This window comes from Acidiphilium sp. PA (assembly GCF_026191915.1).
Taxonomy (GTDB): Bacteria; Pseudomonadota; Alphaproteobacteria; order Acetobacterales; family Acetobacteraceae; genus Acidiphilium.
Genome location: NZ_JAIMBY010000009.1, coordinates 124555 through 151309, shown reverse-complemented (window position 1 = coordinate 151309; position 26755 = coordinate 124555). Strand labels below are relative to the sequence as shown.

27 protein-coding genes and 1 pseudogene are annotated in these 26755 nt (G+C 65.3%); 15 read left to right on the top strand and 13 right to left on the bottom strand.

Annotated elements, in window-relative coordinates:
• The 4 genes and pseudogenes from AruPA_RS12600 to queE all read right to left on the bottom strand — a co-directional run.
• Positions 1 to 336: pseudogene (locus AruPA_RS12600) on the bottom strand (hypothetical protein); the annotation flags it as partial.
• Between the two features lie 153 nt (positions 337 to 489).
• On the bottom strand, positions 490 to 1212 hold the full coding sequence (phbB, locus tag AruPA_RS12595; RefSeq protein ID WP_265637056.1) for an acetoacetyl-CoA reductase: 723 nt from the start codon (positions 1210 to 1212) through the stop codon (positions 490 to 492).
• A gap of 155 nt (positions 1213 to 1367) precedes the next feature.
• Positions 1368 to 1724: a 6-carboxytetrahydropterin synthase gene (locus AruPA_RS12590; RefSeq protein WP_265637055.1), complete on the bottom strand. Its 357-nt coding sequence runs from the start codon at positions 1722 to 1724 to the stop codon at positions 1368 to 1370.
• Entirely contained in the window at positions 1724 to 2359 is a 636-nt protein-coding gene (gene queE, locus AruPA_RS12585) for a 7-carboxy-7-deazaguanine synthase (protein WP_265637054.1), read from the bottom strand. The genes AruPA_RS12590 and queE overlap by 1 nt, the downstream gene beginning before the upstream one ends.
• Before the next feature lie 126 nt (positions 2360 to 2485).
• On the opposite strand from queE, the gene AruPA_RS12580 reads away from it, so the two are divergent.
• On the top strand, positions 2486 to 3553 hold the full coding sequence (locus AruPA_RS12580) for a sulfotransferase family protein (RefSeq protein WP_265637053.1): 1068 nt from the start codon (positions 2486 to 2488) through the stop codon (positions 3551 to 3553).
• Between the two features lie 3 nt (positions 3554 to 3556).
• Here the strand turns inward: AruPA_RS12580 and AruPA_RS12575 are convergent, their stop codons facing one another.
• Both AruPA_RS12575 and trxB read right to left on the bottom strand, forming a co-directional pair.
• Positions 3557 to 4444, bottom strand: a complete 888-nt coding sequence (locus AruPA_RS12575; protein WP_265637052.1) for a LysR family transcriptional regulator — start codon at positions 4442 to 4444, stop codon at positions 3557 to 3559.
• Between the two features lie 64 nt (positions 4445 to 4508).
• Positions 4509 to 5498: a thioredoxin-disulfide reductase gene (trxB, locus tag AruPA_RS12570; protein WP_408858597.1), complete on the bottom strand. Its 990-nt coding sequence runs from the start codon at positions 5496 to 5498 to the stop codon at positions 4509 to 4511.
• A 188-nt stretch (positions 5499 to 5686) separates the two neighbouring features.
• Between trxB and AruPA_RS12565 the strand changes: the two genes are divergently transcribed.
• The 11 genes from AruPA_RS12565 (at position 5687) to AruPA_RS12515 (ending at position 18737) form a co-directional block, all read left to right on the top strand.
• Entirely contained in the window at positions 5687 to 6208 is a 522-nt protein-coding gene (locus tag AruPA_RS12565; RefSeq protein WP_265637051.1) for an Lrp/AsnC family transcriptional regulator, read from the top strand.
• Positions 6205 to 7182 (top strand): cytochrome c oxidase assembly protein, encoded by a 978-nt coding sequence (locus AruPA_RS12560; RefSeq protein WP_265637050.1) that lies wholly within the window; start codon positions 6205 to 6207, stop codon positions 7180 to 7182. Before AruPA_RS12565 ends, AruPA_RS12560 begins: the two co-directional genes overlap by 4 nt.
• A gap of 189 nt (positions 7183 to 7371) precedes the next feature.
• Complete coding sequence (gene bamA / locus AruPA_RS12555) at positions 7372 to 9726, top strand: outer membrane protein assembly factor BamA (RefSeq protein ID WP_265637049.1); 2355 nt, start codon at positions 7372 to 7374, stop codon at positions 9724 to 9726.
• A 4-nt stretch (positions 9727 to 9730) separates the two neighbouring features.
• Positions 9731 to 10510 carry an OmpH family outer membrane protein gene (locus tag AruPA_RS12550; RefSeq protein ID WP_265637048.1) on the top strand — a complete coding sequence of 260 codons (780 nt, stop codon included), beginning with the start codon at positions 9731 to 9733 and terminating at the stop codon, positions 10508 to 10510.
• Positions 10511 to 10519: 9 nt separating this feature from the next.
• The gene (gene lpxD, locus AruPA_RS12545) at positions 10520 to 11605 is read left to right on the top strand and encodes a UDP-3-O-(3-hydroxymyristoyl)glucosamine N-acyltransferase (RefSeq protein ID WP_265637047.1); all 1086 of its coding nucleotides are present in this window, start codon (positions 10520 to 10522) and stop codon (positions 11603 to 11605) included.
• Between the two features lie 30 nt (positions 11606 to 11635).
• The gene (fabZ, locus tag AruPA_RS12540; RefSeq protein ID WP_265637046.1) at positions 11636 to 12151 is read left to right on the top strand and encodes a 3-hydroxyacyl-ACP dehydratase FabZ; all 516 of its coding nucleotides are present in this window, start codon (positions 11636 to 11638) and stop codon (positions 12149 to 12151) included.
• Positions 12148 to 12957 (top strand): acyl-ACP--UDP-N-acetylglucosamine O-acyltransferase, encoded by an 810-nt coding sequence (gene lpxA / locus AruPA_RS12535; protein WP_265637045.1) that lies wholly within the window; start codon positions 12148 to 12150, stop codon positions 12955 to 12957. The genes fabZ and lpxA overlap by 4 nt, the downstream gene beginning before the upstream one ends.
• A gap of 237 nt (positions 12958 to 13194) precedes the next feature.
• Positions 13195 to 14013 carry an LpxI family protein gene (locus AruPA_RS12530; protein ID WP_265637044.1) on the top strand — a complete coding sequence of 273 codons (819 nt, stop codon included), beginning with the start codon at positions 13195 to 13197 and terminating at the stop codon, positions 14011 to 14013.
• Between the two features lie 37 nt (positions 14014 to 14050).
• Entirely contained in the window at positions 14051 to 14446 is a 396-nt protein-coding gene (gene gloA, locus AruPA_RS12525; protein ID WP_265637043.1) for a lactoylglutathione lyase, read from the top strand.
• A 1-nt stretch (position 14447) separates the two neighbouring features.
• Positions 14448 to 15722, top strand: coding sequence for a sulfotransferase (locus AruPA_RS12520; RefSeq protein WP_265637042.1), 1275 nt, complete (start codon positions 14448 to 14450; stop codon positions 15720 to 15722).
• 171 nt (positions 15723 to 15893) lie between these two features.
• Positions 15894 to 18737: a hypothetical protein gene (locus AruPA_RS12515; RefSeq protein ID WP_265637041.1), complete on the top strand. Its 2844-nt coding sequence runs from the start codon at positions 15894 to 15896 to the stop codon at positions 18735 to 18737.
• Here the strand turns inward: AruPA_RS12515 and AruPA_RS12510 are convergent.
• The 4 genes from AruPA_RS12510 to AruPA_RS12495 form a co-directional block, all read right to left on the bottom strand.
• A complete protein-coding gene (locus tag AruPA_RS12510; RefSeq protein WP_265637040.1) occupies positions 18734 to 19258 on the bottom strand; it encodes a GNAT family N-acetyltransferase in 525 nt (174 codons plus the stop codon). The two genes, AruPA_RS12515 and AruPA_RS12510, sit on opposite strands and share 4 nt — an antisense overlap.
• 233 nt (positions 19259 to 19491) lie before the next feature.
• Positions 19492 to 21171: an energy-dependent translational throttle protein EttA gene (gene ettA / locus AruPA_RS12505; protein ID WP_265637039.1), complete on the bottom strand. Its 1680-nt coding sequence runs from the start codon at positions 21169 to 21171 to the stop codon at positions 19492 to 19494.
• Between the two features lie 212 nt (positions 21172 to 21383).
• The gene (locus AruPA_RS12500; protein WP_265637038.1) at positions 21384 to 21581 is read right to left on the bottom strand and encodes a heavy-metal-associated domain-containing protein; all 198 of its coding nucleotides are present in this window, start codon (positions 21579 to 21581) and stop codon (positions 21384 to 21386) included.
• A 65-nt stretch (positions 21582 to 21646) separates the two neighbouring features.
• A complete protein-coding gene (locus AruPA_RS12495) occupies positions 21647 to 22075 on the bottom strand; it encodes a dihydroneopterin aldolase (protein WP_265637037.1) in 429 nt (142 codons plus the stop codon).
• A 235-nt stretch (positions 22076 to 22310) separates the two neighbouring features.
• Between AruPA_RS12495 and AruPA_RS12490 the strand changes: the two genes are divergently transcribed.
• The gene (locus AruPA_RS12490; RefSeq protein ID WP_265637036.1) at positions 22311 to 22742 is read left to right on the top strand and encodes a CHRD domain-containing protein; all 432 of its coding nucleotides are present in this window, start codon (positions 22311 to 22313) and stop codon (positions 22740 to 22742) included.
• A gap of 101 nt (positions 22743 to 22843) precedes the next feature.
• Here the strand turns inward: AruPA_RS12490 and AruPA_RS12485 are convergent, their stop codons facing one another.
• The 3 genes from AruPA_RS12485 to AruPA_RS12475 form a co-directional block, all read right to left on the bottom strand.
• The gene (locus AruPA_RS12485; RefSeq protein WP_265637035.1) at positions 22844 to 23131 is read right to left on the bottom strand and encodes a high-potential iron-sulfur protein; all 288 of its coding nucleotides are present in this window, start codon (positions 23129 to 23131) and stop codon (positions 22844 to 22846) included.
• 169 nt (positions 23132 to 23300) lie between these two features.
• Positions 23301 to 24278, bottom strand: a complete 978-nt coding sequence (locus AruPA_RS12480; RefSeq protein ID WP_265637034.1) for a quinone oxidoreductase — start codon at positions 24276 to 24278, stop codon at positions 23301 to 23303.
• Positions 24279 to 24420: 142 nt separating this feature from the next.
• On the bottom strand, positions 24421 to 24924 hold the full coding sequence (locus tag AruPA_RS12475) for a DUF2147 domain-containing protein (protein ID WP_265637033.1): 504 nt from the start codon (positions 24922 to 24924) through the stop codon (positions 24421 to 24423).
• Between the two features lie 274 nt (positions 24925 to 25198).
• On the opposite strand from AruPA_RS12475, the gene AruPA_RS12470 reads away from it, so the two are divergent.
• Positions 25199 to 26233 (top strand): lipid A deacylase LpxR family protein, encoded by a 1035-nt coding sequence (locus AruPA_RS12470; RefSeq protein WP_265637032.1) that lies wholly within the window; start codon positions 25199 to 25201, stop codon positions 26231 to 26233.
• Positions 26234 to 26368: 135 nt separating this feature from the next.
• Positions 26369 to 26698, top strand: a complete 330-nt coding sequence (gene clpS / locus AruPA_RS12465; protein ID WP_029311350.1) for an ATP-dependent Clp protease adapter ClpS — start codon at positions 26369 to 26371, stop codon at positions 26696 to 26698.
• Positions 26699 to 26755 lie beyond the last annotated feature (57 nt).

The following is a 26755-nucleotide window of genomic DNA, read 5'->3' as shown; positions in this document are numbered from 1 at the left end:
GCCGGTTTCGGGGATGAGGCGGTAGAGCCAGGCTTCGCGGCACGGCAGGGTGAGGCGTTTGCGGCGGGCGCGGGGTGGCTGGGGGTCGGGTTGGGCTTCGGGGTTGGGTTCGGGGGTTGGTTTGGCGGCTGGTTTGGCGCGCGGTTGGATGGGGCCGCGGGCGAGGGCGGCGAGGAAGCGGGTGGTGAGGTTTTGCAGGCGGGTCCAGATCCGGTTGACCATGGGGATGGGGACGTAGCCGGCGGGTCCGTGTTCGGCCACGGCGTCGCACAGCGCGTTCATCATGACGATGAAGCAGCGGATGACGAAGGGGGGATTGGTTGGGGTTGCGCGCACGCAGGCATGATAGGCGGCAGGCCGGGGGGTGAGAAAGCGTTTTGTTAGGGCAGCCGTTAGTTTTCAGTGAGGCAACCAGCCGCCCCCACCCCAGTCCCAGATTAAAAAAGTTTTTTGCTTCTTTTTTACAAAAAAGAAGCCTTCCCTTCCCCTTCAGTACATATGTTGACCCCCGTTGATCGAGAGTGTCGATCCGGTGACGAAATCGGCGTCGTCGGCGGTGAGGAAGACGACGCCGCGGGCGATGTCTTCGGCGTGGCCGAGGCGGCCGACGGGGATGCGGGCGACGATTTTTTCCAGCACATCGGGGGGGACGGCGCGGACCATATCGGTATCGACGTAGCCGGGTGCGATGGCGTTGACGGTGATGTTGTAGCGTGCGCCTTCCTGGGCGAGGGCTTTGGTGAAGCCGTGGATGCCGGATTTGGCGGCGGCGTAGTTGACCTGGCCGTATTGGCCGGCCTGGCCGTTGATGGAGCCGATGTTGACGATGCGGCCGAATTTTTTGGTTTTCATGCCGTCGAATGTGGCTTTGCAGAGGTTGAAGCAGGAGCCGAGGTTGGTGTCGATGACGGCGTCCCACATATCGCGGGTCATGCGGGACATGGTGCCGTCTTTGGTGATGCCGGCGTTGTTGACCAGGATTTCGATGGGGCCGAGGCGGCTGGTGATGCTGGCGACGGCGGCGGCGCAGGCGTCGAAGTCGCAGGCGTCGAATTTCATGGCTTCGATGCCGTGGACTTCGGTGAAGTTTTCGGCGGCGGTCTGGTTGCCGGCGTAGCTTGCGATGACGGTGCGGCCGGCGGCTTTGAGGGCCACGCTGATGGCGGCGCCGATTCCGCGTGTGCCACCGGTGACGAGTGCGATTCGCGACATATTGTTTCCTCCTTGATACGTTCCGCGCAGTTTGGACCCGATCAGGGGGCGCTGTAAATGACCCGGCTCAATCGAGGCGTGCCCGCAGCCAAGATGCGCCTCTCACCAAATTAAAGAGAGTTTTTTGGTTCTTTTTTGCAAAAAAGAACCCTTCCTTAACCCTCATAGGTGCAAGACTCTCCCTCGCTATCGCGAAACACCGCGACGCGGGCGAGGCCGGGGCAGGCGGGGTGGAGGGTGCGCCAGATGAACGCGGCGAGGTTTTCGAGGGTGGCGGGGCCGAGGTTGGGGACTTCGTCGAGGAAGCGGTGGTCGAGCATGTCGCGCAGGGTGGCGATGTGGGTGTTCAGGATGCCGAAATCGATGATCATGCCGGAGGGGCCAGGGGTGCCGCGCAGGGTGATGGTGGCGCGGTAGGAGTGGCCGTGGATGCGGCGGCTGGGTTCGGTTTCGATCGTGCGGTTGAGGGTGTGGGCGGCTTCGAAGCGGAAGTCCTTGGTGATTTCGAACATCAGGGGATGCCCAGATATTTGTGGGTCTGCATCGAGAGGCGCCATTGCGGGTGGGCCTGGCAGTAGGCGATGGCGGCCTTGGTGTTGGCGGCGCGGTCTGGCCCGTCCATTGGCTGGAGGAGGAAGTTTTTGAAATCGAGGCTGGTGAAGCGTTCGGGCATCGCTTCGGGTTGGGGGTAGACGAGTTTGAGTTCATCGCCCCGGCTGAGCGCGAGGGGGGCGCGGGCTTTGGGGCTGACGCAGAGCCAGTCGATGCCGGGTGGCGGGGCGATGGTGCCGTTGGTTTCGACGGCGATGCTGAAGCCCTGGGCGTGGAGGGCTGCGATCAGCGGTTCATCGAGTTGGAGCAGGGGTTCGCCGCCGGTGATGACGACGAGGGCGTGGGTGGTGGCGGGTGCGGCCCAGGCGGCGCGGATGGCGGTGGCGAGGCTGGCGGCGTCGGGGAATTTGCCGCCGCCGGGGCCATCGGTGCCGATGAAATCGGTGTCGCAGAACTGGCAGGTGGCGGTGGCGCGGTCGGTTTCGCGGCCGGTCCACAGGTTGCAGCCGGCGAAGCGGCAGAACACGGCGGCACGGCCGGCGTTGCTGCCTTCGCCCTGCAGGGTGAGGAAGATTTCCTTGACGCTGTATGTCATGCGCGACCGCTCATGGCTGCGGACTATCGCAATCCGCACGGTTTGGCGACCGGTTTGGCGCATTGCTTCTATTACGCTTAGTCGGGGTACGCTTGATCGGGGGGCGCGGTTGGGCAAGATGGCGGGATGGATCAGGCGGACGGGTTGCGGCAGGCGATATTGGTGCTTGGGATGCATCGGAGCGGCACATCCGCGCTGACGCGGGTGATTTCGCTGTGCGGTGCGGATTTGCCGGCGACGCTGATGCCGCCGGCGGTGGGGGACAACGAGACCGGGTTCTGGGAGCCGCAGGCGCTGGTTGATCTGCATGACGAGGTGCTGGCGGCGATGGGATCGTCGTGGCGGGATGTGCGTGGGATGCCGGCGGATTGGTTCGACAGCGCGGCGGCGGTGCCGTTTCGCGAACGGCTGGCGGCGCTGCTGGTGGCGGAATATCGGGATGCGGCGGTGTTCGTGGTGAAGGACCCGCGGCTGTGCCGGTTGTTGCCGTTGTGGCTGCCGGTGCTGGCGGGGCTGGGGGTCGTGCCGCGCGTGGTGGTGCCCGTGCGCCATCCGCTGGAGGTGGCGGCGTCGCTGCATCGGCGCGAGGGGTTCGATGCGGGGCGGGCGCAGGCGCTGTGGCGGAGCCATGTGCTGGCGGCGGAGCGGGAGTCGCGCGGGCTGGCGCGGTGTTTCGTGACCTATGACCAGTTGATGACGGATTGGCGGGCCGTGGTGCGGCGGATCGGCGCGCTGGCGGGGGCGGATTGGCTGGCGCGGGCGGAGGCGGACGCGATCGAGGCGTTTTTATCGGCGGATTTGCGGCATCACGCGCTGGGCGGGGCGCATGGCGAGGCTGCGGCGATGATTGCCGGGGTGGCGCCGGTGTTCGACTGGCTGGTGGCGGCCGCGGCGGGGGCCGAGCCGGATCGGGCGGTGCTCGATCGGGTTGCGGCGGAGGTTGCGATCGGGGAGGCGTATTTCGGGCCGGTGATCGGCCCGATCGAGGCGGCGTTGGCGCGGCAGGCGGGGGAATTGCAGCACTGGATCGACGCGGCGGTGGAGCGTTATGCGGTGATCGAGGATCTGCGCCGCGAGATCGACCGGCTGGCGGCGCCGGTGCCGGCGGCACCGCGGGCGCGGTGGAAGCGGTGGGTGGGCGCGCTGCGCCGGCGCGAGTCGGCGGCCGGCGGGCGCGGTGATGGTGAGGGGTAGGGGTTAGCGCCGGCCGATTTCGTGGACCAGGAAGTCGCGGAAGACGCCCACGCGCTTGGAATTGCGGAGTTCTTCGGGGTAGACGAAGAACATGTCGATTTTCGGGGTTTTGGCTTCGGGCAGCAGGCGGACCATGCCTGTGGTGTCTTCGGCCAGATATTCCGGCACGGCGCCGATGCCGAGGCCGCTCTTGATCGCGATCAGCATGGCTTGCAGCGAGTTGACTTCGAGCGCGCCGGTGCGGGCGGGCGTGCCATCGGCGCGGCCGAGGCCGGCGAGCCAGTTGACATCGCTGACCGGGGGTTTGCGGTCGCCGAACAGGATCAGGCGGTGCTGGTCGAGGTCTTCGGCGCGTTCAGGCTTGTTGCCGGCGGTTTTGAGGTAGTCTTCCGCGGCGAAGATCTGCCAGCGGATTTCGCCGAGCGAGCGCTGCACCAGATCGGGCTGGCGGGGCGGGTGCATGCGGATGGCGACATCGGCCTCGCGCATGGCGAGGTCGAGATCGGTGTCGTCGAGCAGGAGGGTCATGCTGACGTCGGGGTATTGGGTCAGGAACCCTTTGAGCCTGGGGGCGAGCCAGGCGACGCCGAAACTATGGGTGGTGGTGACTTTGAGACGGCCGGCCGGGCGGTCCTTGCTTTCGGTCAGCAGGGCTTCGGTCATCTGGAGTTTGGCGAAGACCTCGCGCACGGTGCGGTTGAGCTGTTCGCCCTGTTCGGTGAGGATCAGGCCGCGCGCGTGGCGGTGGAACAGCGGCACCGAGAGGGCTTCCTCGAGGGCCGAGATCTGGCGGGAGACCGCCGATTGCGACAGGCTCAGCGTATCGCCCGCGTGGGTGAAGCTGCCGGCCTCGGCCACCGCGTGGAAGACCCGCAACTTGTCCCAATCCATATGATTCCCTGTCACGATGAAGCGTCCCCTGTTGCGGTGCTTGACTGACCGCCCGTTATGCCGATCACGCCGCGCGCCGTTCGATCTGCGCGTGTTCGGCCAAGAATTTTTCTGCCTCGAGGGCTGCCATGCAGCCGGAGCCGGCAGCGGTGACGGCCTGGCGGAAGATGCGGTCCTGCACGTCGCCGGCGGCGAAGACGCCGGGGGCTGAGGTGCGGGTGCTGCCGGGCTTTGTGGTGATGTAGCCTTCCGCGTCCATCTCGAGCTTGCCGCGGAACAGGCTGGTGGCGGGATCGTGGCCGATGGCGATGAACACGCCATCGACCGCGATGTCGCGCAGCGCGCCGGTTTCGGTGTGACGCAGACGGGCGCCGGTGACGACGGCGGGTGAGCCGGCGCCGAGGATTTCATCGACGGCGTGATCCCAGATCACCTCGATCTGCGGGTTTTTGAACAGGCGGTCCTGGAGGATTTTTTCCGCGCGCAGCACGCCGCGCCGGTGGATCAGGATCACTTTGCTGGCGTGATGGGTGAGGTAGAGCGCTTCCTCGACCGCGGTGTTGCCGCCGCCGACCACCGCGACGGTCTTGCCGCGGTAGAAGAACCCATCGCAGGTGGCGCAGGCGGAGACGCCGGCGCCCTGATAGGTCTGTTCGGAGGGCAGGCCGAGCCAGCGGGCCTGGGCGCCGGTGGCGATGATGATGGCATCGGCCAGGTAGACCGTGCCCGAATCGGCGACCGCCTGCATCGGGCGCGTGGTGAAATCGACGCTGGTGATGATGTCGTGATCGATCCGCGTGCCGACGTGGCGGGCCTGTGCTTGCATCTGCTCCATCAGCCAGGGGCCCTGGATGACATCGGCGAAGCCGGGGTAGTTTTCGACATCGGTGGTGATGGTGAGCTGGCCGCCCGGCTGCAGCCCGGCCACCAGCACGGGGGCGAGGCTGGCGCGCGCCGCGTAGATGGCGGCCGTGTAGCCGGCGGGCCCGGCCCCGATGATCAGAACCCGCGTGCTGACCGCCGCCGCCACATTGATGGTACCCGTATTCGCCATAACTCTCACTCAGATCCCGATTTGGTGCCCGGCACCGATATGTGCCAAGGTTGGACACGTTTCATAGCATATCGAGGTTGCATCGCGCCACACAAGCGGCGGGACGCGACAAACGTGGTCTTGAACCCTTTCACAGACCCTCGATATGCAATTATATTACGCGCACAACTCTGTCACCGGTGATATCCATGCCGTTCAATCCGGCCAACACGAACGCAACCAACACGACCTCGGCGGCTCGCGCCAGCGAGGTGCCCCAACTCGATGAGATCGATCGCCGCATCCTGACCGAATTGCAGGATAACGGCCGCATGACCAATGTGGAGCTGGCGAGCCGGGCGGGGATTTCGCCGCCGCCCTGCCTGCGCCGGGTGCGCCGGCTGGAGGAATCGGGCCTGATCAAAGGGTATCATGCCGAGACCGACCCGCAGAAACTCGGCTGGCAGATCCAGTTTTTCGCCATCGTCGGGCTCGACAGCCAGCGCCAGAGCGTGCTCGACGCGTTCGAGCAGCTGGTGGGCTCGTGGGAGGAGCTGCGCGAGTGCCACATGATCCGCGGCGGCGGCGATTTCCTGCTCAAATTCGTGGCGCGCGATGCGGCGCATGAGAACCGGCTGACCGAACAGCTGACCGCGGCGGATAACGTGACGCGGGTGCAGACGTTGCAGACGATTCGCACGAGCCGGGTGCTGGCGGGCGTGCCGATTTGAGTCCGGCGCCCGATCGGCCGGTGATGCACCGGTTCGACACGGTGGATCGCCGGGCGGTGCTCGCGGTCGGGATCGCGGGGGTGGCGCTCGATCTGGCGAGCCGGTATCTGCCGGCGGATCTGCCGTATCTGGCGCCGTTCATTTTCAATATTCCGCTGTTCGCCGGCCCGATCCTGTTCGGGTTCTGGTACGCGCGCGGCTTGCAGCGGACGGCGCGGGGCGCGTGGCCGGCGCTGTGGCGGCGGATTGCGTATTTCGGCGGGGTCGGGGCGATCTATTTCGTGTCGCAGACGCATTTCGAATATGCGGCGCAGCACATGTTCTTTCTGAACCGGCTGCAACAGATGACGCTCGGGGTGTTCGCGCCGTTTCTGATCGCGTTCGCCTGGCCGCGCGATGTGCTGGCGGCGGGGGTGCCGGCGGAATTGATCGGGGCCGCGGGGCATCGGTGGGTGCGGCGGCCGGTCGCGGTGCTGCGCAACCCGGTGGTTGCGGCGGTGATCTCGATTGCGGTGACCGATGTGTGGCTGCTGCCCGCGGTCGATTTCGCGGCGATGATCAACCCGCCGCTGTATGCGGTGATGAATCTGCTGATGCTGCTGACCGGGCTGCTGTTCTGGCTGGTGGTGCTCGACCCGCGGCCGCGCGCAGAGGCGGGCTACAGCTATCTGACGCGCATGGTGTGCGGCTTTCTGACCATGTTTCCGCAGATCCTGGTGGCCGCGACCGTCGCGCTGTCGGGCGTGAGTTATTATGATTTCTATGATCTGTGCGGGCGGCTGTATCCGTCGATTTCGCCGATCCAGGATCAGTTGATCGGCGGGATGATCGAATGGATTCCGCCCGGGATGCTGAACACCGCCGTGCTGTTCGTTCTGCTCAATGCGATCCGCAAGAACGAGGACAGGGAAACCAGGGAAACGCCGATTCCGCCGGGTGCCCGGGTGATCGAGGCGAAATGGACCGGACGGTGAGCGGGTTGGGCCAGATCGATGCAGTATGCAATGAAGTTTGTGCCATCGCCGCCGGGGGATGCCCTTGCGGATGGCGGCCGTAGCGGCTAGGCCGCTTGTCGGTACGGTGCGCGGGGCGGCCTTCGCGCCGGGTTTCATGATCTGGGTTCGTTTAGGAGATTATCCTTGCGGCGACTGCGGTTGGCTTTGATGACCTCGGCGTGCCTGGTGCCAAGCGTTCTGGCGCCCGCCACACAATCCGCCATCGCGGCGACGCGCGCGGCTGCGTCTCACGCGGCCGGCCGGGCGGCGGGCCAGACCAGCGAGGCGAGCGGCGGCACGATTGCGGCCGTGGATGTTTCGGGCAACCAGCGGATCGATGCCAGCACGATCCGCTCGTATATCCTGTTGCAGCCGGGGGATCGGTTCAGCGCGCGGCGGATGGATCTGAGCCTCAAGACGCTGTACGCGACCGGGCTGTTCAAGACCGTTTCGATCACCCGGCAGGGCAATGATCTGATGGTGAAGGTCAAGGAGAACCCGATCGTCAACCAGGTGTTCTTCGAGGGCAATTCGGTCGTCAAGGACAAGGATATGAAGGGCGCCATCGCGCTCAAGCCGGGTTCGGTGTTCACCCCGGGCGATGCGGCGGCGGCGACCAAGGCGATTTTGGGGCTGTATGCCAAGCGCGGCCATTACAGCGCGACGGTGGTGCCGGAAATCGTCAAGCTGCCGGAAAATCGGGTCAATGTCGTGTTCAAATGCCATGACGGCACGCAGACGCTGATCAGCCGGATCAATTTCATCGGCAATCACGCCTACGGCCAGGGCAAGCTGCGCGAGGTGATTTCGTCGCGCCAGGATGCGTGGTACCGGTTTTTGTCGGATTCCGATCAATATAACAGTGAGCGGGTGAAGTACGACGAATCCCTGCTCAGCCGGTTCTATTTCCACCACGGCTATGCGGATTTCAAGATTGTCAGCGCGACGGCGCAGCTCGCGCCGGATCGGAAATCGTTTTATCTGACCTTCGTGATCGATGAGGGGCCGCGCTACCATATCGGCTCGGTGCAGGTGGTCTCGTCGCTGCGGAAGCTGCCGGGCAAGCAGCTGCGGCCGCTGGTGCCGATCGAAAAGGGCGATATTTTCGACGGCGATGCGCTGCAGGCGGCCGACAAGGCGATTTCGACCTATGTGCAGGATCGGGGCTTCGCGTTTGCCCAGGTCGAGCCGGATGTGAAGGAAAACCACAAGAACCACACGATCGCGCTGACGTTCCGCGTCATCGAAGGGCCGCGGGTCTATGTGAACAACGTGTCGATCAGCGGCAATACGCGGACCGAGGACAGCGTGATCCGCCGCGAAATCGAACTCGCGCCGGGCGATGCGTATAACGAACAAGCCGTGAAGCAATCCAAGGAAAATCTGGAAAACCTGGGGTTCTTCAAGAAAAAGGATATCTCGATCAAGCCGGTGCCGACGCAGCAGCCGGACCGTGTCAACCTCGATGTCGGGATCGGCGAGCAGGCGAACGGGCAGTTCTCGTTGGGCGGCGGGTATTCGACCGATCTGGGCGCGTTGGTCAATGTCGGGCTCAGCCAGAGCGATTTTCTGGGCACCGGCATCGAGGCTTCGATCAGCGCGCTGCTGGCGCAGAAGGGCACGCAGTTCAACCTGGGCGTCACCAACCCGTATTTCCTGGGACGCAATCTGATCGCCGGGTTCGACCTGTTCCGTACCGATACCGCCAATACGACGTCGTATGTGTTCAGCGAGCGCTCGATCGGCGGCGATCTGCGGCTGGGGTTCCGCTATAACCAGCACGTCAGCCAGGCGTTCACCTACACGATCAGCACGCGCGATATTTATAATATCGCGACGGGCGCCAGTCTTTACATTCTGAACGAGGCCGGCTCATCGAGCCTGTCGCAGCTCGGCACCACGCTGACGTTCGATTATCGTAACGACCGGCTGGACCCGACCTCCGGCGGGTTGCTCGCGCTTTCGGGCGATTTCGCGGGGCTCGGCGGCAGTGCCAAATATATCCGTCTGCAGGCGCGGGGAGCCTACTACATCCCGCTGCGCCGCTATTTCGGCAGCAAGGCCTGGGTGCTCGAATTCGACGGGCATGTCGGCGACCTCGTCGATATCCTCGGCTATAAATCGTTGATCGCCGACCGGTTCTTCCTGGGCGGCGACAGTCTGCTCGGGTTCCAGACCGGCGGCGCCGGGCCGCATGATACGCTGTACGGCGACAGTCTGGGCGGCAAGTTCATCTATACCCAGGATACCGTGCTGCACTTCCCGCTGCCGGTCTCGCCGGATCTGGGTGTCTCGGGCTTCGCCTTCACCGATATCGGCAGTCTTTCGGGCGTGAGCCCGATCACGGTCAACGGCAAGACGCTGGGGCTTTACGACAATGCCGCGCCGCGGATTTCCGCCGGTGTCGGCGTTGCCTGGAATACGCCGTTCGGGTTGATCGACCTTTCGTTCGCCCAGCCGATCAAGAAATACAAATACGACCAGATCGAGCAATTCCGCGTTTCATTCGGTACGAGGTTCTAAGATTGTGACACGAGTTTCTTCGCTTCGCCTTGGCCTGGTTCTGCCAGCCGTTCTGTTTGGCCTTGGCATTGGGCATGCTCAGAGCGGCAATGGTCCGGGCTTCTTCATTCCGCATCCCAAGGCGCCGCCGGCCGCGCATTCGGTGCCGGTCCGGGCCCAGCCGATGACCCAGCCGCAAGGCATGCCGCAGCAGGGGCAGCAGCCGGGAACCCAGGCGATTCCGCCGCAGAAACTGCCGCCGATTCCCCAGCTGCCCGCGCTGCCCAAGGAAAGCGCGCCACCCGCCCCGGTGATGGGCGTGCTCTCGGTGCCGGAGGTGATGCAGCAATCGACCGCGGCGCAGGGTGTCGAGAAAATCATCGAGGCCCGCCGCCAGAAACTTGCCGCCGAAGCCCAGGCCGACCAGCAGAAATGGGAAGCCGAGCAGAAGACCATCACCGGCGAGAAGGCCAAATTGTCCAAGGCCGCGCTCGCGGGCAAGGAACAGGCGCTGCAGCGCGAGATCGAGGAAGCGCAGGTCGATTTCCATAACCGCAACCTCGCGATCGAGGTTTCGGCGCGCACCGCGCTCGGCAAGATCGAATCCACGCTGATCGCCGTGATCCGTCAGGTCGCGCAGGCCCATGGCATGAACCTGGTGCTGCACCGCTCGCAGGTGGCGCTGAACGTCAACGGGTTCGACATCTCGAAGGAAGTCGCGACCCATCTGAACACCATTCTGCCCTCGGTCGCAGTGCCGCCGGCCGTGGTTCCCAAAATGGCCAATGCGCCAGCCAAAAAATAAGGGCTGATCATGACTGATACGGCCGGCGCCGGTCTGCCGGGCGACCCGCGCTTTTTTCCTCGTTCCGGCCCGTTCACCTTGGCCGAGGTTGCCGCCGCCATCGGGGCAGCGGCACCCGCCCGGACGCCGGAGCGGCTGTTTCACGGAATCGCGCCGCTGCAAAGCGCGGGGCCGGACGAGATCAGCTTTCTCGATAACCGCAAATACCTCAATCTGCTGGCCGAAACCCGGGCCGGTGCCGTCATCCTGTTGCCGGAGCTTGCGGATCGGCTGAGGCCGCAGAGCCTGGCCCTCGCGGTCGCACAGCCCTATCTTGCCTGGGCCAAGGCCGGCGGGCTGTTCCATAAACTGCCGCCGGCCAACCCCGGCATCCACCCGACCGCCGTGATCGATCCCGCCGCGCGGATCGACGCCACCGCCGAGATCGGCCCCTATGCCGTGATCGGGCCGCGCGTGGAAATCGGGCCGCGCAGCATCATCGGGCCGCACAGCGATATCATGACGGGTGTGATCATCGGCGCCGATTGCCGCATCGCCGGGCATGTCTCGATCGGGTATGCGATCATCGGGGATCGCGTCACGCTGCATCCGGGCGTGCGCATCGGGCAGAATGGCTTCGGCTTCGCGCCGTCGCCCAGCGGGTTCGTCAGTGTATCACAGCTCGGCCGCGTGCTGATCCACCACGATGTCGATATCGGCGCCAATACCACGATCGACCGCGGTTCGGCGCAGGATACCATCATCGGCGCCGGCACCAGGATCGATAACCAGGTGCAGATCGGGCACAATGTGCAGATCGGCCGCTGCTGCATCCTGGTGGCACAGGTTGGTGTTTCCGGCTCGACCATCATGGAGGATTTCGTGGTCGCCGCCGGACAGGCCGGGTTCTCGGGGCATCTGCACATCGGTAAAGGCGCGCGGATCGGCCCGCAGGCCGGGGTGATGGGAAATCTGGAGGCCGGCGTCGAAGTGCTCGGCAGCCCGGCCCAGCCCTCGAAAGCCTTCTTTCGCGAAGTCGCCATGATCCGCCGCTTTGCGCGGCGCGACAGAATGCGGCATTCTGGGTCCAAGCCGGACCAACCCGCCGGCGACTGAACCACTCACAGGAAATACGGATCCATCCCGATGGACGGCACCCCACCAGACAAGAACGCGCCGGCGGCACCAGCCGGCCGGACCATCGATATCGGCGGCATCATGCATGCGATCCCGCATCGCTATCCGTTCCTGCTGATCGATCGCGTGGTCGAACTGGTCGAAAACGTCTCGGCGGTCGGGGTCAAGACCGTCTCGGTCAATGAAAACTTCTTCCAGGGCCACTTTCCCGGTCATCCCGTCATGCCGGGCGTGCTGATCATCGAAAGCATGGCCCAGACCGCCGCCGTGCTGGTGGTCGAAACGCTCGGACCGTCCGAAGCCGGGAAAGTCGTTTATTTCATGTCGGTCGAAGGGGCGAAATTCCGACGCCCCGTGATGCCGGGCGATACGTTGCGCATCCACGTCGTCAAGGAACGCAACCGTGGCAATGTCTGGAAATTCCATGCCGTCGCCCGGGTCGATGGCATCGCGGTCGCGGAAGCGACCTTCGCCGCGATGATCATGGATCAAAAAGCCGGAGACCAGAGAGCGGATCACACATGATCCACCCGCTCGCGGTCGTCGACCCGAACGCCAGACTCGGCGCACGCGTCCATATCGGCCCGTTCTGCACCGTCGGCCCCGATGTGACCCTCGCCGACGGGGTGGACCTGGTCTCGCACGTCGTGATCGACGGGCGGACCCGCATCGGCGAAGGCACCAAAGTGTTTCCGTTCGCCACCATCGGCATGGCACCACAGGACCTGAAATACCAAGGCGAAGATACCGAAACCATCGTCGGCGCCCGCTGCACCATCCGCGAACACGCCACCATCAACCGCGGCACCGCACCCGGCGGCGGCATCACCCGCGTCGGCGACAACTGCCTGCTGATGACCGCCGTGCACGTCGCCCACGACTGCCAGCTCGGCAACGGCATCATCATCGCCAATAACGTCGTCATGGGCGGACACGTCGAAATCGCGGACCGCGCCATCATCGGCGGCGCCGCCGCCATCCACCAGTTCGTGCGGATCGGCCAGGGGGCGATGGTCGGCGGGATGTCCGGCGTCGAAGCCGACGTGATTCCCTACGGCATGATCATCGGCAACCGCGCCCGACTCGCCGGCCTCAATATCATCGGCCTGCGCCGGCGTAACATCGATCACGCCACCATCCACCACATGCGCGCCACCTTCAACGCCCTGTTCCGCGATTGCACCCACCCCTTCCAGGAACGCCTCGCAACCCTGCAATCGCAACCCCACGACCCCCACACCACCGAAATCCTCGCCTTCGCCGCCAGCCCCGGCAAACGCGGCCTGATCCGGACGACGACCACCGCCGCCGCTGACGACGCCGAGGGGTGACGGGGTGGGGTTCGGTGAGCAAGAAGGCCAGGGGCTCTGCCCCTGGACCCCGTTAAAGGCGGAGCCTTTAAAATCCATTAGTTTTAGGCAAGGGGAGGGCGACCCAGGCCAGATCGACGGAAAGTCCGAGGCAGCGCCCTCCCCTTGCCTAAAACTAGCGGGTTCTAAGGGCTCCGCCCTTAGTGGGGGTCCAGGGGGCAAAGCCCCCTGGCCTTCTTCCTCACCCCACTCCACCCCATGACCCTCGGCATCATCGCCGGCGGTGGTCCGTTGCCGGGCCAGGTGGCGTTGGCGGCGCGGGCGGCGGGGCGTGGGGTTTTTGTGGTGGCGTTGGAGGGGTATGCGGATCTGCGGGTGGTTGGTGGGTTTCCGCATGAGGTGGTGCGGCTGGGTGCGGTGGGTATGGCGATTGCGGCGTTGCGGCGGGCGGGGTGTGTGGATTTGGTGTTGGCGGGGCCGGTGAAGCGGCCGTCGTTGCTGGATTTGCGGCCGGATGCGGTGGGGGCGCGGTTGCTGGCGCGGGTCGGGCGGGCGGCGTTTGCGGGGGATGACGGGTTTCTGGCGGCGATTGTGCGGGTGCTCGGCGAGGAGGGATTTCGGGTTCTGGGGGCGCATGAGGTGATGGCGGAGGCGTTGGCGCCGGCGGGTTTGCTGACGCGGGTGGGGCCGGATGCGGCGGCGTTGGCGGATATTGCGCGGGGTGTTGCGGTGGTGCGGGCGATGGGTGTGGCGGATGTCGGCCAGGCCTGTGTGGTGCAGCAGGGGATTGTGCTGGCGGTCGAGGCGGTGGAGGGCACGGATGCGATGTTGGCGCGTGCTGTGACTTTGGCGCGGCCGGGGCCGGGTGGGGTGTTGGTCAAGCTGGTGAAGCCGGGGCAGGACCGGCGGGCGGATTTGCCGACGCTGGGGCCGGCGACGATTGCCGGGGTGCGTGAGGCTGGGTTGCGTGGTGTGGCATTCGAGGCGTTGGGCGCCATATTGATCGAGCGCGCGGCGATGGTTGCGTCGGCGGATGCGGCGGGGTTATTCCTGCTCGGCATCGATCCGGCGGCTTGATGACCGTTGGGTGATAATCATTGGAAAGGAAACCGGAATGAGCGGCGAGTTTCAATATCTGCACACGATGATCCGGGTGAACGACCTGGAGGAGAGCATCGCTTTCTACACCAAGTTGCTGGGGATGAAGGAGTTGCGCCGGACCGATGTGCCGGACGGCAAGTACACGCTGGCGTTCGTGGGATATGGCAGCGAGAAGGACCACACGGTGCTCGAGCTGACCTATAATTACGGTACGGATCATTATGATCAGGGCACGGCGTTCGGCCATCTGGCGCTGGGTGTTGCGGACATCAAGGCGACGGTGGAGAAGCTCCGGGCCGCGGGGGCGAAGATTGCGCGTGAGCCGGGCCCAGTGAAGTTCGGCACGACGGTGATTGCGTTCATCGAGGACCCGAACGGGTACAAGATCGAGCTGATCGAGCGCCACTGAGATGAGCACCGCGCCGGTTCCGCCGATTCCTGCGTTGCGGCGGGGCAAGAGCCTGTCGTTCCGGGCGTTGTCGGCGGGGTTTGGCGCGGTGGAGGCGGTGGTGCCGCGCCGTTGGCCGGCGGTGACCGCGGAGGGGATTGCCCGGGCGGCGGGGGTTTCGCTCGATGGGGCCGCGCGGGAGGGTTTGGCGCGGCTGACCGGGGCGATGGCGCGCGAGACGCATCTGTCGTTGTTCGGGCGGGTTTCGGTGCGGTATGATCTGACCAGGCTGGCGCGCAATGCCGCGCTGATCGAACGGATGCATGAGGAGACGCCGGCGATCGGGGCGGCGCCGGTTTCGGCGCCGGTGTTCATCATGGGGTTGCCGCGGTCGGGCACCAGTTTTTTGCATACGCTGCTTGGGTATGATCCGGACGTGATGGTGCCGCGGGTCTGGCAGACGCTGTATCCGGCGCCGCGGCCGCGCGATTTCGACAAGCGGGCGAGTGCGGCGGCGCGCAGGACGGATCGGCAGTTGGATATTTTCGCGGGCATGGCGCCGGATTTTCCGGCGATCCATCCGATCGATGCGGACAGTCCGCAGGAGTGCAGCGAGATTACCGCGCATGTGTTCCAGTCGCTGCGGTTCGACACCACGTTCCGGGTGCCGTCCTACACGAAATGGCTCGACGGGTTCGGGCATGATGCGGCGTTTGCGTTTCACAAGCGGTATCTGCAGGCGTTGCAGCATGGGGTGGGTGCGAAGTTCTGGGCGTTGAAATGTCCTGACCATACGTTTTCGATTCCGGCGATTCTGGCGACCTATCCGGATGCGCGGTTCGTGGTGGTGCATCGCGACCCGGTGCATGTGTTCGCCTCGGTCGCGCATATGACGGAGGTGCTGCGCGCACCGTTCCTGCGCGCGATCGACACGGTGGAGATTGGCCGGCAGGTGACGGAGCGCTGGATCGAGGGGGCGAAACTGCTGGTCGCGTTCGACCGCAGCGGCGTGGTGCCGCCGGAGCGGTTGATCAATCTGCGTTATGAGGATTTGACCGGTGATCCGGTTGCGACCGTGGATCGGGTCTATCGCCATTTCGGCGAGGCGTTGTCGCCGGCGGCGGCGGCGGCGATGCGCGCGCATCTGGCGGCGGCGCCGCGCGGCGGGTATGGCAGCAACCGCTATCAGATGGCGGATTTCGGTATCAATCCCGAGCGGCTGCGGCCGGATTTCGCGCCGTACATGGATTATTTTGGTATCAATCCAAATGCGGTTCCCGGGAGAGTGCCGGCGTAACCCGATTGCGCTGCGCGGATACGACGGGCGGGGCCGTGCATCCGTGAGGGGCGGGTCGATGCGCTTTGCGCGTGGCTACCCAGCTGTATACATTTCTGATACTAAACTTCGTGTAACGAGATTGTGCGGTCTTGCGGGTCGGTGATCTCGTTGGGCTGAGGAGGAGTTCATTTGTCGACGGTGATCCCGTTTCCGCGCCACCAGCCCGGCAAATCCAAGGATATAGTGTGCTTCCTGATCGCTGATCTGGAGTGGGCGACGCAGCCGGGCTGGGCGAAGCATGAATCGACGATCGGGCAAATTGTGGGGGCGTGTGGGGGCCGGGTGTTCAAATCGGTCGCGGCGCGCGCGTATGCCGCGTTTGCCGCCGTCGGCCCCGCCGTTACCGCGGCGATCGAACTGCAGCGGAGCTTCATGGCGCGTGGCCCGGACGACGATACGGCGCTGCGTGCGGCCATTCACACGGGCGTGGCCGAACTGATCGGCGACCAGTACAGCGGTGCCGCGCTCAATCGGGCGGCGAGGCTGGCGGCGATTGCGCATGGCGATCAGGTTCTGATCTCGGCCGCCGCCGCCCGCATGGCGGATGCCGCCGCGTTGCCGGCCCTTGCGAGCATCGACCGGCTCGGCTGGTTCCGGCTGCGTGATCTGCTTGAGCCCGAGGCGGTACACCAGCTCGTGCATCCTGACCTGCGCCGCGATTTTCCGCCGCTGCGCTCGCTCGACAACGGCCCGCACAATCTGCCGCTGGTGAGCACCATCTTCATCGGCCGGTGTGAGGAACTCACGGTTCTTGATGAATTGCTCCATCATCGTAACCGCCGATTGATCACGATCGTCGGGCCGGGCGGTGTTGGCAAAACGCGCCTGGCGCTGCAATGCGCGGCGGAAAACCTGGCGTGGTTTTCCGACGGCGTGTGGTTCGTCGATGTCGGGGTTCTGTCCGAGGCCGGGCAGGTCGCCGAGGCGGTGTGCACGCTGCTCGGGTTCAAATTCGGGGGCGACCGCACGGCCGCGGAACTGCTGCCGTCGCTGCTGCGCCACAAGCACATGATGATCGTGTTCGATAATTGCGCGCATCTTGCGGGGCAGGTGGGTGTTCTTGCCACGGAACTGTCGCGCGGTTGCCGCGATGTGACGGTGCTGGCCACCAACCGGACCGCAATCGGTATCGACGGTGAATATTGTGTGCCGCTCGGCGGGCACCGCATGCCGGCCGCGGGCGAGGAGATTACGCTCGCGAGCGCCATGGGCGCGCCGGCGGTTCGCCTGTTCGTTGAACGCGCGCGACAGACGGTCAGTGATTTCAGGCTCACCGAGGCCAATCTGCCGCTTGTGAGGGCGATCTGCGACCGGTTGGGCGGTACCGCACTGGCGATCGAACTGGCCGCGGCCCGGCTGCGTCAGCTCTCGTTACCCGAATTACTGCGCGATCTGTCGAAAACTGCGGGCTCGCCCGACGATCCTTCGAACCCCGGCGTGGGCGGTGAGCGGGTACTCGACCGCGTGATCGAGGAAAGTTACGAGGGTCTGAGCGCGGATGAGCGCGTTGCCTTCGCCCGGCTTGCCGTGTTCGGCGGCAGTTTCACGCTCGATGCCGCGCGCGAGACCATTGGCATGAGCCCGCTGCGCCCGGCTGTGGTTCCGGACCTGATCGACTCTTTGATCGGGCGCTCCCTTCTGACCAGGGTGCCTGGCTGGTCGGATGAAACCCGGTATCGCCTGGCCGATACGGTGCGGCGTCACGCCCTTGAACGGCTCCGCGCCGATGCGGCGCGCCACGATGTGATGGACCGGCTGTGCGGCTGGCTGATCCGCCATTACGGCGAGGGCGAGCGGATCTGGGCCGCCAGCCCTGCCGATGAATGGCTGGCGCGCTATCGGTGCGACATCGATAACCTGCGCGCGGCACTGGCCTGGGCGTTCGGCACGTCCGGCGGCCCGCTGCCGCGCGAGGCGGGGGCGAACGAAGATACCGGCAACGGTAACACCGCCGCCGGGCTCATGCTGGTCAGCCTGACCAGCGAGTTGTGGCGCGATATCGGCATGACGGCGGAACAGCGGCACTGGCTGCATGTGGCGCAGCCGCGCATTGGTGCGGCCACACCCGATCGGGTTGCCGCGCGGATCGGGCTTGATATGGCGTTTGCGATCGGCGGCGGCGCATTCGGCGACAAGCGGCGGGTCGGTGACGCGCTCGATGCGCTGGCCCGCTACAAGATTGCCGGCAGCGCCGAGGAGATTGCGCTTGCGGCATCGCGCATCGCCATCTGTGTTCTGAGCCCGGAGGATACCTCGGCCGCGCAACCCTATGTCGCGCTGATGGAGGCGGCGCTGCTGACCATCGGCCGCACCCGGCGGCGTGCTTGGCTGCTGAACGTGCTGGCGGCGATGGCGCATTTCACGGGCGACAGCCGCCGCGCGATTGCCCTGCTCGAGGAGGCGGTGGCGATCAGCCGGCATTTTCGCGATCAGGTCAATATCCAGATCGCGGGGCTCAACCTTGGTGAATTCCTGTTTGCCCAGGGCGATGCCGAACGTGCCGCCACGGAGGCCACGGCGGTGGCGGCGAGTTGCCGCGAGACCGGCAATCTGCTCGATCTGGCGTTCGCGCTCGGCAATCTGGCGGCGTATGCGATGGTGCTGAACGATCTGGCGGGCGCCCGCGCCGCCCTGGCTGAGGCGCTGCCGCTGGCGGCTGACATCAATATCGAATTCGTCGTGATATCGTGCCTGCAGACCACGGCTTTGCTCGCCGCACGCGCGGGGTCGCTGCAGGACGCCACGCGCCTGGCCGGCCATACCGGGCGTTTCTACGAGGTCAACGCGCTTGCGCGCGAAGCGACCGAAGCAGCCATTTACCAAGCGTTGTGCAGCACACTCGATCGGGCGGAGGCGGAGGGTTTGCTCTCGCACGCCGAGCGGGGCGTGCTGATCAGCGAGGGGGGCGACCTTAAAACCCGGCATGCGATCGAACTCGCGATCCAGACCCTGGCGACGCCGGCCCGCGGCTAACGATCGTCGGGGCGCACCAGGCTCTGGTAGAGCAGCATCGGCACTTCGTCGCGCACGAAACCTTCGACCTCGACCATGCCGATGGCGCCGAGCACCGTGCGGCTGGCGAAATTATCGGCGCGCGCCACCGCGACGATCCGGGGCAGGCGCGCCTGCTCGTGGCCATAGCGCAAGGCCGCACTTGCCGCCTCGCGCGCCAGCCCGGCACCGCGCACTTCCGGCCACAGGGCAAAGCGCAAGGCGATGCCGCGGCCATCCGCACGCGCGGCCAGCCCGGTCATGCCGATGAAATTGCCGGTGTGCAGGCCGCGCACGGTCCAGATACCATAGCCGTCACGGCCCCATGAGCCGATGTCCTCGGCCAATTCCTCCGCCGCGCGCTCGCGGGTGCGCACGCCGCCCAGCATGAGGGCAAAGGCGCGTGGGTCGGTCTTCAACGCGACCAGATCGGCGAGGTCGGCCCAGCCGACGGGGTCGAGCCGTAAACGCGCCGTGGTGATGCGCCAGGTGGGGTTGGTCACTGTGGGGCTCCGCCAGGGGCTCTGCCCCTGGACCCCGCTAAGGGCGGAGCCCTTAGAACCCGGAGTTTTAGGATTGGGGAGGGCGCGGCACGGCGTTGCGACGGCGAATACGTAGCAGCGCCCTCCCCAATCCTAAAACTAATGGATTCCAAAGGCTCCGCCTTTGGCGGGGTTCCAAGGGGCGGAGCCCCTTGGTGGGGTTTGGGGCGAAGCCCCATCACTGACCGTCCCCATCAGCGCGTCAGCGGGCGATACTTGATCCGGTGCGGTTCGGTCGAGTCTGCACCTAGTCGGCGGCGTTTGTCTTCTTCGTAGGCCTGGAAATTACCTTGGAACCATTCGACGTGGCTATCGCCTTCAAAGGCGAGGATGTGGGTGGCGAGGCGATCGAGGAACCAGCGGTCATGCGAGATGATGACGGCGCAGCCGGGGAACTCCATCAGCGCGTCTTCGAGGGCCCTCAAGGTATCGACATCAAGATCATTTGTTGGCTCGTCCAACAAGATGACGTTGTGTTCGCCTTTGAGCATTTTGGCGAGGTGGACGCGGTTGCGTTCGCCGCCCGAGAGGATGCCGACTTTCTTTTGCTGATCGGCGCCTTTGAAGTTGAAGGCACCGACATAGGCGCGTGAGGGGACCGAGCGTTTGCCGAGGGTGATAACATCGGTGCCGCCCGAGACTTCTTCCCAGACCGATTTATCCGGGTTGAGGCTGTCGCGTGACTGATCGACGTAGCCGAGCCTGACGGTTTCGCCCACTTTGAAGGTGCCGCTGTCCGGGTGTTCGGCGCCGGTGATCATTTTGAACAGCGTGGTCTTGCCCGCGCCGTTCGGCCCGATGACGCCGACGATGCCGCCTGGCGGCAGTTTGAACGAGAGACCGTCGATCAGGACGTGGTTGCCGAAGCCTTTGCGCAGGTTTTCCGCCTCGATCACGGTGCCGCCGAGGCGCGGGCCGGGCGGGATGATGATTTCCGCGACGCCGGCGACCTGCTCGTTCGATTTCGCGAGCATATCCTCGTAGCGGGTGATGCGCGCCTGGTTTTTGGCCTGGCGGGCCTTGGGGGAGGCGCCGATCCACTCGCGTTCTTCCTTGAGCGCGCGCTGGCGGCCGGATTCTTCCTTTTCCTCCTGCGAGAGGCGTTTTTGCTTCTGTTCGAGCCAGGAGGTGTAGTTGCCCTCGAACGGGTAGCCGCGGCCGCGCTCGAGTTCGAGGATCCAGTTGGTGACGTTTTCGAGAAAATACCGGTCATGGGTGACCACGATCACGGTGCCGGCGTAGGCGCGCAGGGTTTTTTCGAGCCAGGCGACCGATTCCGCGTCGAGATGGTTGGTTGGTTCGTCGAGCAGCAGCAGATCGGGTTTTTCGAGCAGCAGCCGGCAGAGGGCGACGCGCCGCCGCTCACCGCCGGACAGGTTGGTGACCGGGCTTTCGGCCGGCGGGCAGCGCAGCGCATCGAGCGCGATATCGATCCGCCGGTCGAGCTCCCAGCCATCCTGGGCGTCGATTTTTTCCTGCAATGCGGCCTGTTCGGCCAGCAGGTCGTTCATTTTGTCGTCGTCCATCGGCTCGGCGAATTCCTCGGAAATCGCGTTGAACCGGGCCAGGGCCGCACGCAGATCGGCGAAGGCAAGGGCGACGTTGTCGCCCACGGTGAGGTCCGGCTCGAGATGCGGCTCCTGCGAGAGATAGCCGATGGTGGCACCTTCGGCCGCCCAGGCTTCGCCGCCGAATTCCTTTTCGATTCCCGCCATGATTTTCAGCAGCGTCGATTTACCGGCGCCGTTGACGCCGAGCACGCCGATCTTCACGCCCGGCAGGAACGAGAGGGTGATGCCTTTGAACACCTCGCGCCCGCCGGGGAAGGCTTTGGTGAGGTCTTTCATGACATAGACGTATTGGTATGCGGCCATTGGCTGATCCTGTCCGGTGCGATCGCTTGAGCGGAGCGATGGGGTTGGCGCACGTATAGAAACAGCTTCGCCGCGGAGCAACCGACGGCCGGTGGCCGTCCATCACACGACGGCCGTTGGCCGTCCATCATACGACGGCCGGTGGCCGTCCGGCATACGACGGCCGGTGGCCGTCCGGCATACGACGGCCGGTTGCGGTCAGGCGCGGCGGCTCAGGTGACGGTGTAGCCTTCCGCAGCGATTGCCGCAGTGATGCCGGCGATATCGGCCGGCGTCGCCTGCTCGATCCGTACGGTACCGGTACGCAGGTCGACCGCGACGGGCGTTTGCGCGAGCACGCTGTGCACCGCCTCGGTCACCGCGCGGACGCAATGGCCGCAGGTCATGCCGCCGACGTGAAGTTCAACCATGATCGATCTCCTGTCGCCCTGGATCGGGCCATGCCCGTATCATGGTGATTACCACCATGGGAAGGTCAAGGTGTGCGGCGGCGCTCGATCTCGACGCCGGCGGAGACGGCATCGGGAAACACATCGAGCTTTTCGACCATCACCCGGGCCGCGATCACCCGCGCGTCCGTGAGGCAGAGTTCGGCGAGGCGTTCCGCCAGGGTTTCGACCAGCTGGACGTGGCCGGACGCCACCGTTGCGCGCGTGGCGATCACGATCTGCTCGTAGTCGACCACGCGGGCCAGATCGTCCCGCCCGACGCCGGGGCGCGACAATTGCCGCCCGCCGGGGGGTGAGGCTTGATCCTCGATCGCCAGATCGAGATTGATCCTGATCCGCTGGGTGCGCCCATGCTCGTGCGCGTAGACGCCGATGGCGGCCTCGAGCACCAGATCGCGGATGAACATGCGGCGGATGCCCTTGAGCGCATCGGCACTGAAAGAAATGTCCTGCATCAGCCGCCTCTGCGCCGCAAACCGCCGGGACGCAAGCGCATGATCGGTGCAATTGCTTGAACGATGGCGACATCGCGGTGCCGGCGGTGCCGGTGGTTTGGCGCCATGGCACGGGCCGGTCGGGCGCGGCGACGGGCACCGGGGGCGCGCCCGCGCGGCATTGCCTTCTTGCGGCCACATCAGCCACCCCATATGCGCAGAGCGGCGCTGTGCCGTTTACAAAGGGAGATCGACTATGCGCCTATCCGCAACCCGCATCATGCCGTTAACGGCTGCTGCCGTCATCGCTTTCTCGGGCGTTGCCCTGGCAAAGGTGACCTATCTGCACGCGACCCTGGCACCCGGCGCCGCCGTGACCGGCTCGATGGGCAAGGGCAAGATGACTGGCCACTATAACTCGACGAGCCACATGCTGTACTGGCACATCGTTTACAGCCATCTGAGCAGTAAAGTGACGATGTCGCATTTCCATGGTCCCGCGAAGCCGGGTGAGAACGCACCGGTGCTGGTGCCGATCAGCGGTCCGCATGCCAGCCCGATCACCGGCCACGCCAAGATCACGGCTGCTCAGGCAAAGGTTCTGCTCGACGGCATGGCCTATGTGAACGTGCACACCGTGAAGTTTCCGGCGGGCGAAATTCGCGGCCAGGTCGAGACCGGCAAGTAATCCGCGATCGCGTTGCCTGAACGGCAAAACGCCCGGTCCTGCTGGACCGGGCGTTTTTTATCGGGAGCGTTCTGAACACTCCGGGCGGTAGTGAAACCCGATCAGGATTTCGGGCTCCACAGCGTGCACCAGCCGGTCGGTGCGATCGAACCGGCGACGGCCTTGCACTTGCCGTTCGCGGTCGCCGAGGCGCCGGGGACGTACAGGGCGCAACCATCGCACTGGTGACCGTCCTTGGGTTTGTCCTGGTACTGCACGGCGGACTGCGCCATGCCGGCGGCCTTGGCTGACTGCGTTGCGACCACGCCGGCGGCGGCGATCGCGGCGGACAGGCCGGCGGCCTTCTTCAACAGCGCGCGGCGGCCATTGAACTTTGCATCTTCGGTCATCGGTGGCTCCTTTTGTCGGACGTTCTATGAGTGATCTGGCAGGCAAGACAATAGTTTAGGGCGAGACGGCGGAAGGGCAAGCGTATTTCGCAACGCCACTCTTCCCTTGCACGATATGACCTGAGAAACATGGCCTCACCGTGGCAAACACACATATGTGATGGGAGGATCAGGGGATCAGGACCGTGCTGCCGGTGGTGCGCCGTGCTTCCAGCGCTTCCTGCGCCGCCGCGGCCGCAGCGAGGGGAAACGTCTGGTTGACGCGGATCTTCACGGCGCCGCTTGCCACCACGTCGAACAGATCATTGGCGACGGCGACCAGATCTTCGCGCCTGGCCGTGTAGGTCGCAAGCGTCGGGCGGGTCAGGAACAGGCTGCCTTTGGCGGCGAGCATGCTCAGATCGATCGGCGGCACCGGGCCGGAGGCGTTGCCGTAGCTGACCATCAGCCCCAGCGGTGCGAGGGAGTCGAGGCTGGGGGTGAACGTGTCCTTGCCGACCGAATCATAGACCACCGGCACCATGGCGCCATCGGTCAGGCGCTTGACCTCGGACGCCAGATTGGCGTGGCCGATCACGACATGGTCGGCCCCGTGGGCGCGGGCGATTTCGGCCTTCTGCTCGGTGGAGACCACGCCGATCACGGTCGCGCCGATCTGTTTGGCCCATTGGCACAGGATCAGCCCGACGCCGCCGGCCGCCGCGTGGACCAGGATGGTTTCGCCGCGCTGCACCCGATAGGTCCGCCGCAGCAGATATTGGGCGGTCATGCCTTGCAGCATCATGGCGGCACCGGTTGCGAAATCGATGCTGTCCGGCAGTTTCACCAGACGGTCCGCCGCGATCACCCGCTCGGTTGCGTAGGCGCCGATCGGGCCGCCGGCATAAGCAACGCGGTCGCCGATCGAAACCTCGGTCACGCCGGCGCCGATCGCGCGGACGACCCCCGCACCCTCCATGCCGAGCGTGGCGGGCAGATGGGGGATTTTGTAGAGGCCGATGCGGAAATAGATGTCGATGTAGTTGAGCCCGATCGCTTCGTGGTGGATCAGCGCCTCGCCCGGACCGGGCTCCGGCGTGGGAACGTCATCCCACCGCAGAACCTCGGGTCCGCCATGAGCGTGAATACGAATGGCCTTGGTGCTCAAAACGGTTCTCTCCCCAGAGTGGCGATACCCTGAGGGTGCGAGGCCCTGCCGCCCCTGTCAAGATGACGAGACAGGGCGGATGCCGGAACGCCGCTGCCGCGCCCGGCACCGGTGGGAGGGCGCGGGCAGCTGAAACCGGCGTTCAGTCGTTGCGCTGGGTCTGACCCTGGCTGGATTGCGCCATCTGCGCCTGATTGATGCGGCAGGTGCGGGGCACGGGGCCCTGGTAACGCATCCAGTGCTGGGTCTGCCCGAAGATCGGCAGGCCGATGTAGCCGCGCAGCGCGAGCTCGCCGGCACGGGTGACATGGAACTCGGCGTGATATTCGCTGCCGTTGCGCGGATCGACGATGCCGCCGTGCCATGCGCTGCCGTGTTCGGCGGAGGGGCGGATCAGCTCGAAACCGCATTGCGGCTGGCCCTGATAGTCGGACGGGATGGCCGCACCGTGATCGAGCATCAGGCCGACGATATGGCCGCACAGGCCGGGCTGGTCGGCACAGGGGGCAATCTGCACCACCGCGCCGCCGCGCCCGGTCAGCCAGTCACCCACGGGGGAGGGTGCCTGTGCGGCGCTCGCGAAGCCGCCGAGCGCGGCCCAGAGGGCGCCGAGGAGGATGGTGGATGTCAGTGCTAAGCGTCTCATGGCAGTTTTCCAAAACTTCCTGAAGCGAGGGGTCGGTGGGCGTTTGGTTACGCTCAATTAACTTCGCTTTCGAACTATCACTTACGCTACGATCCCGGGTTTGAAACGGATTTATTCCTCATAGGTTCCATGCGAAAAGCGCGCGGATTTCGGCGTCACTGTGGCGGAATCCGCACAACCATCTTGCCTCGCGGCCACGGCGCGCCATACATTCAGGGCGCGAACCACAAGGATCGGGCGTCTGCCGTCCGACATGACATTCAGGACGACCCGTATGACCAAGTCACTGGCTCTGATCGCTGTTTGCGCCGCACCGCTGCTTGGTGTCGTCCCGCTGCCCGGTGTCGCGCAGGCGCAATCGACAGCCGCGCCGGCGGGCGGGGGCGCGGGGTTTCCAGGCGGGACCTGGACGATCCAGGACGAAAACGCCTCGCTCAGCACACAGAGCCTCACCGACCGGTATTATGTCAACGGGTTGCATATCGGCTGGACCTCGCATGAGGGGGCGCTGCCGGATGCGGTGGCCAGTTTCGGTCACGCGCTGCTGGGGGCGGGTGATCAGCGGATCAGCATCAGCCTGACCCAGAAAATTTTCACCCCCGCCGCGACCCAGGCGATCGACCCGCCGGTGAACGACGAGCCGTATGCGGGGTCGCTGCTCGGGACGTTCGAACTGATCCAGGACACGCAGACGTCGCGCACCGTGGTGGGTTTCGATGCCGGCGTGGTCGGGCGCGATGCCGGTGCCGAGATTGTGCAGAACGGGTTTCATTCGATCATCGGCCAGAGCGGCACCCATGGCTGGGCCTATCAATTGCCGTCGGAACCGGCGTTCGATGTGCTGGCCGCGCGCACCTGGCGCGTCGGGGTCGCGCGGTTCGGCAACGGGCTGGAGGTGGATGCGTTGCCGCAGCTCTCCGGCATGGTCGGTACGACCGAGGCGTATCTGGAGCCCGGGGTATCGTTTCGGATCGGCGAGGGGCTGAACGCCGATTTCGGCGCGCCGCTGCTGCGGCCGGGGCCTTCGGGGTCGGATGCGTATCGCCAGACCCGACCCTTCGTGTGGTATGTGTTCGGCGGCGTGGCGGGCAAGCTGGTCGGGCATGACGAATTTCTGTCGGGGGCGGATTTCCAGTCGAGCCGCGCGGTCAACCCGACGCATGCGGTCGGCCAGCTCGATGCCGGGGTCGCGATCATCTGGCACGGGGTGCGGTTGAGCTATACCCAGGTTTTTCAGACGCGGCGCTATGTCGGTCAGATCGGCGGTATCCATGAATACGGCTCGCTTGCGGTATCGGCGAAGTTCTGACGCGCCGATTGCGATGGCGGGGCGGCACCGCTCACGGACAATCGTGCTGACAATCGCGCGCGTGATGCAAATTTTGCTTTCCCATCCGGGCGACCTGTGGATATGCTGCATCGGATAAGAATTGAGATTAGGTTGATGTCTGGCTCTGATCGTCGTGGCACTGGCAATGGATTGGGCACCGGGGTAGCAACCCGGACACGCACCAAGACGCGCAAACCGGCCCTGTACAAGGTGCTGATGCTGAACGACGACTACACGCCGATGGAGTTCGTGATTCACGTGCTCGAGCGGTTTTTCTCGAAAAGCCGTGAGGAAGCCACCCGCATCATGCTGCACGTGCACCGCCGCGGCGTTGGCGTGTGCGGCGTGTTCACCTACGAAATCGCCGAGACCAAGGTGACGCAGGTGATGGATCTGGCGCGGCAGAGCCAGCATCCGCTGCAGTGCACGATCGAGAAAGAATAGGGCGATGGACCATCGTCCCGCGGCCGATAATTTTGCAGGGGTGATCTACTTTGGTCA

Excerpts from the sequence above, each read along its gene's own strand:
- phbB (WP_265637056.1), bottom strand. The coding sequence starts at position 1,212 with ATGTCGCGAATCGCACTCGTCACCGGTGGCACACGCGGAATCGGCGCC.
- AruPA_RS12590 (WP_265637055.1), bottom strand. The coding sequence starts at position 1,724 with ATGTTCGAAATCACCAAGGACTTCCGCTTCGAAGCCGCCCACACCCTC.
- queE (WP_265637054.1), bottom strand. The coding sequence starts at position 2,359 with ATGACATACAGCGTCAAGGAAATCTTCCTCACCCTGCAGGGCGAAGGC.
- AruPA_RS12580 (WP_265637053.1), top strand. The coding sequence starts at position 2,486 with ATGGATCAGGCGGACGGGTTGCGGCAGGCGATATTGGTGCTTGGGATG.
- AruPA_RS12575 (WP_265637052.1), bottom strand. The coding sequence starts at position 4,444 with ATGGATTGGGACAAGTTGCGGGTCTTCCACGCGGTGGCCGAGGCCGGC.
- trxB (WP_408858597.1), bottom strand. The coding sequence starts at position 5,498 with ATGGCGAATACGGGTACCATCAATGTGGCGGCGGCGGTCAGCACGCGG.
- AruPA_RS12565 (WP_265637051.1), top strand. The coding sequence starts at position 5,687 with ATGCCGTTCAATCCGGCCAACACGAACGCAACCAACACGACCTCGGCG.
- bamA (WP_265637049.1), top strand. The coding sequence starts at position 7,372 with ATGACCTCGGCGTGCCTGGTGCCAAGCGTTCTGGCGCCCGCCACACAA.
- lpxD (WP_265637047.1), top strand. The coding sequence starts at position 10,520 with ATGACTGATACGGCCGGCGCCGGTCTGCCGGGCGACCCGCGCTTTTTT.
- fabZ (WP_265637046.1), top strand. The coding sequence starts at position 11,636 with ATGGACGGCACCCCACCAGACAAGAACGCGCCGGCGGCACCAGCCGGC.
- lpxA (WP_265637045.1), top strand. The coding sequence starts at position 12,148 with ATGATCCACCCGCTCGCGGTCGTCGACCCGAACGCCAGACTCGGCGCA.
- AruPA_RS12530 (WP_265637044.1), top strand. The coding sequence starts at position 13,195 with ATGACCCTCGGCATCATCGCCGGCGGTGGTCCGTTGCCGGGCCAGGTG.
- gloA (WP_265637043.1), top strand. The coding sequence starts at position 14,051 with ATGAGCGGCGAGTTTCAATATCTGCACACGATGATCCGGGTGAACGAC.
- AruPA_RS12520 (WP_265637042.1), top strand. The coding sequence starts at position 14,448 with ATGAGCACCGCGCCGGTTCCGCCGATTCCTGCGTTGCGGCGGGGCAAG.
- ettA (WP_265637039.1), bottom strand. The coding sequence starts at position 21,171 with ATGGCCGCATACCAATACGTCTATGTCATGAAAGACCTCACCAAAGCC.
- AruPA_RS12500 (WP_265637038.1), bottom strand. The coding sequence starts at position 21,581 with ATGGTTGAACTTCACGTCGGCGGCATGACCTGCGGCCATTGCGTCCGC.
- AruPA_RS12495 (WP_265637037.1), bottom strand. The coding sequence starts at position 22,075 with ATGCAGGACATTTCTTTCAGTGCCGATGCGCTCAAGGGCATCCGCCGC.
- AruPA_RS12490 (WP_265637036.1), top strand. The coding sequence starts at position 22,311 with ATGCGCCTATCCGCAACCCGCATCATGCCGTTAACGGCTGCTGCCGTC.
- AruPA_RS12485 (WP_265637035.1), bottom strand. The coding sequence starts at position 23,131 with ATGACCGAAGATGCAAAGTTCAATGGCCGCCGCGCGCTGTTGAAGAAG.
- AruPA_RS12475 (WP_265637033.1), bottom strand. The coding sequence starts at position 24,924 with ATGAGACGCTTAGCACTGACATCCACCATCCTCCTCGGCGCCCTCTGG.
- AruPA_RS12470 (WP_265637032.1), top strand. The coding sequence starts at position 25,199 with ATGACCAAGTCACTGGCTCTGATCGCTGTTTGCGCCGCACCGCTGCTT.
- clpS (WP_029311350.1), top strand. The coding sequence starts at position 26,369 with ATGTCTGGCTCTGATCGTCGTGGCACTGGCAATGGATTGGGCACCGGG.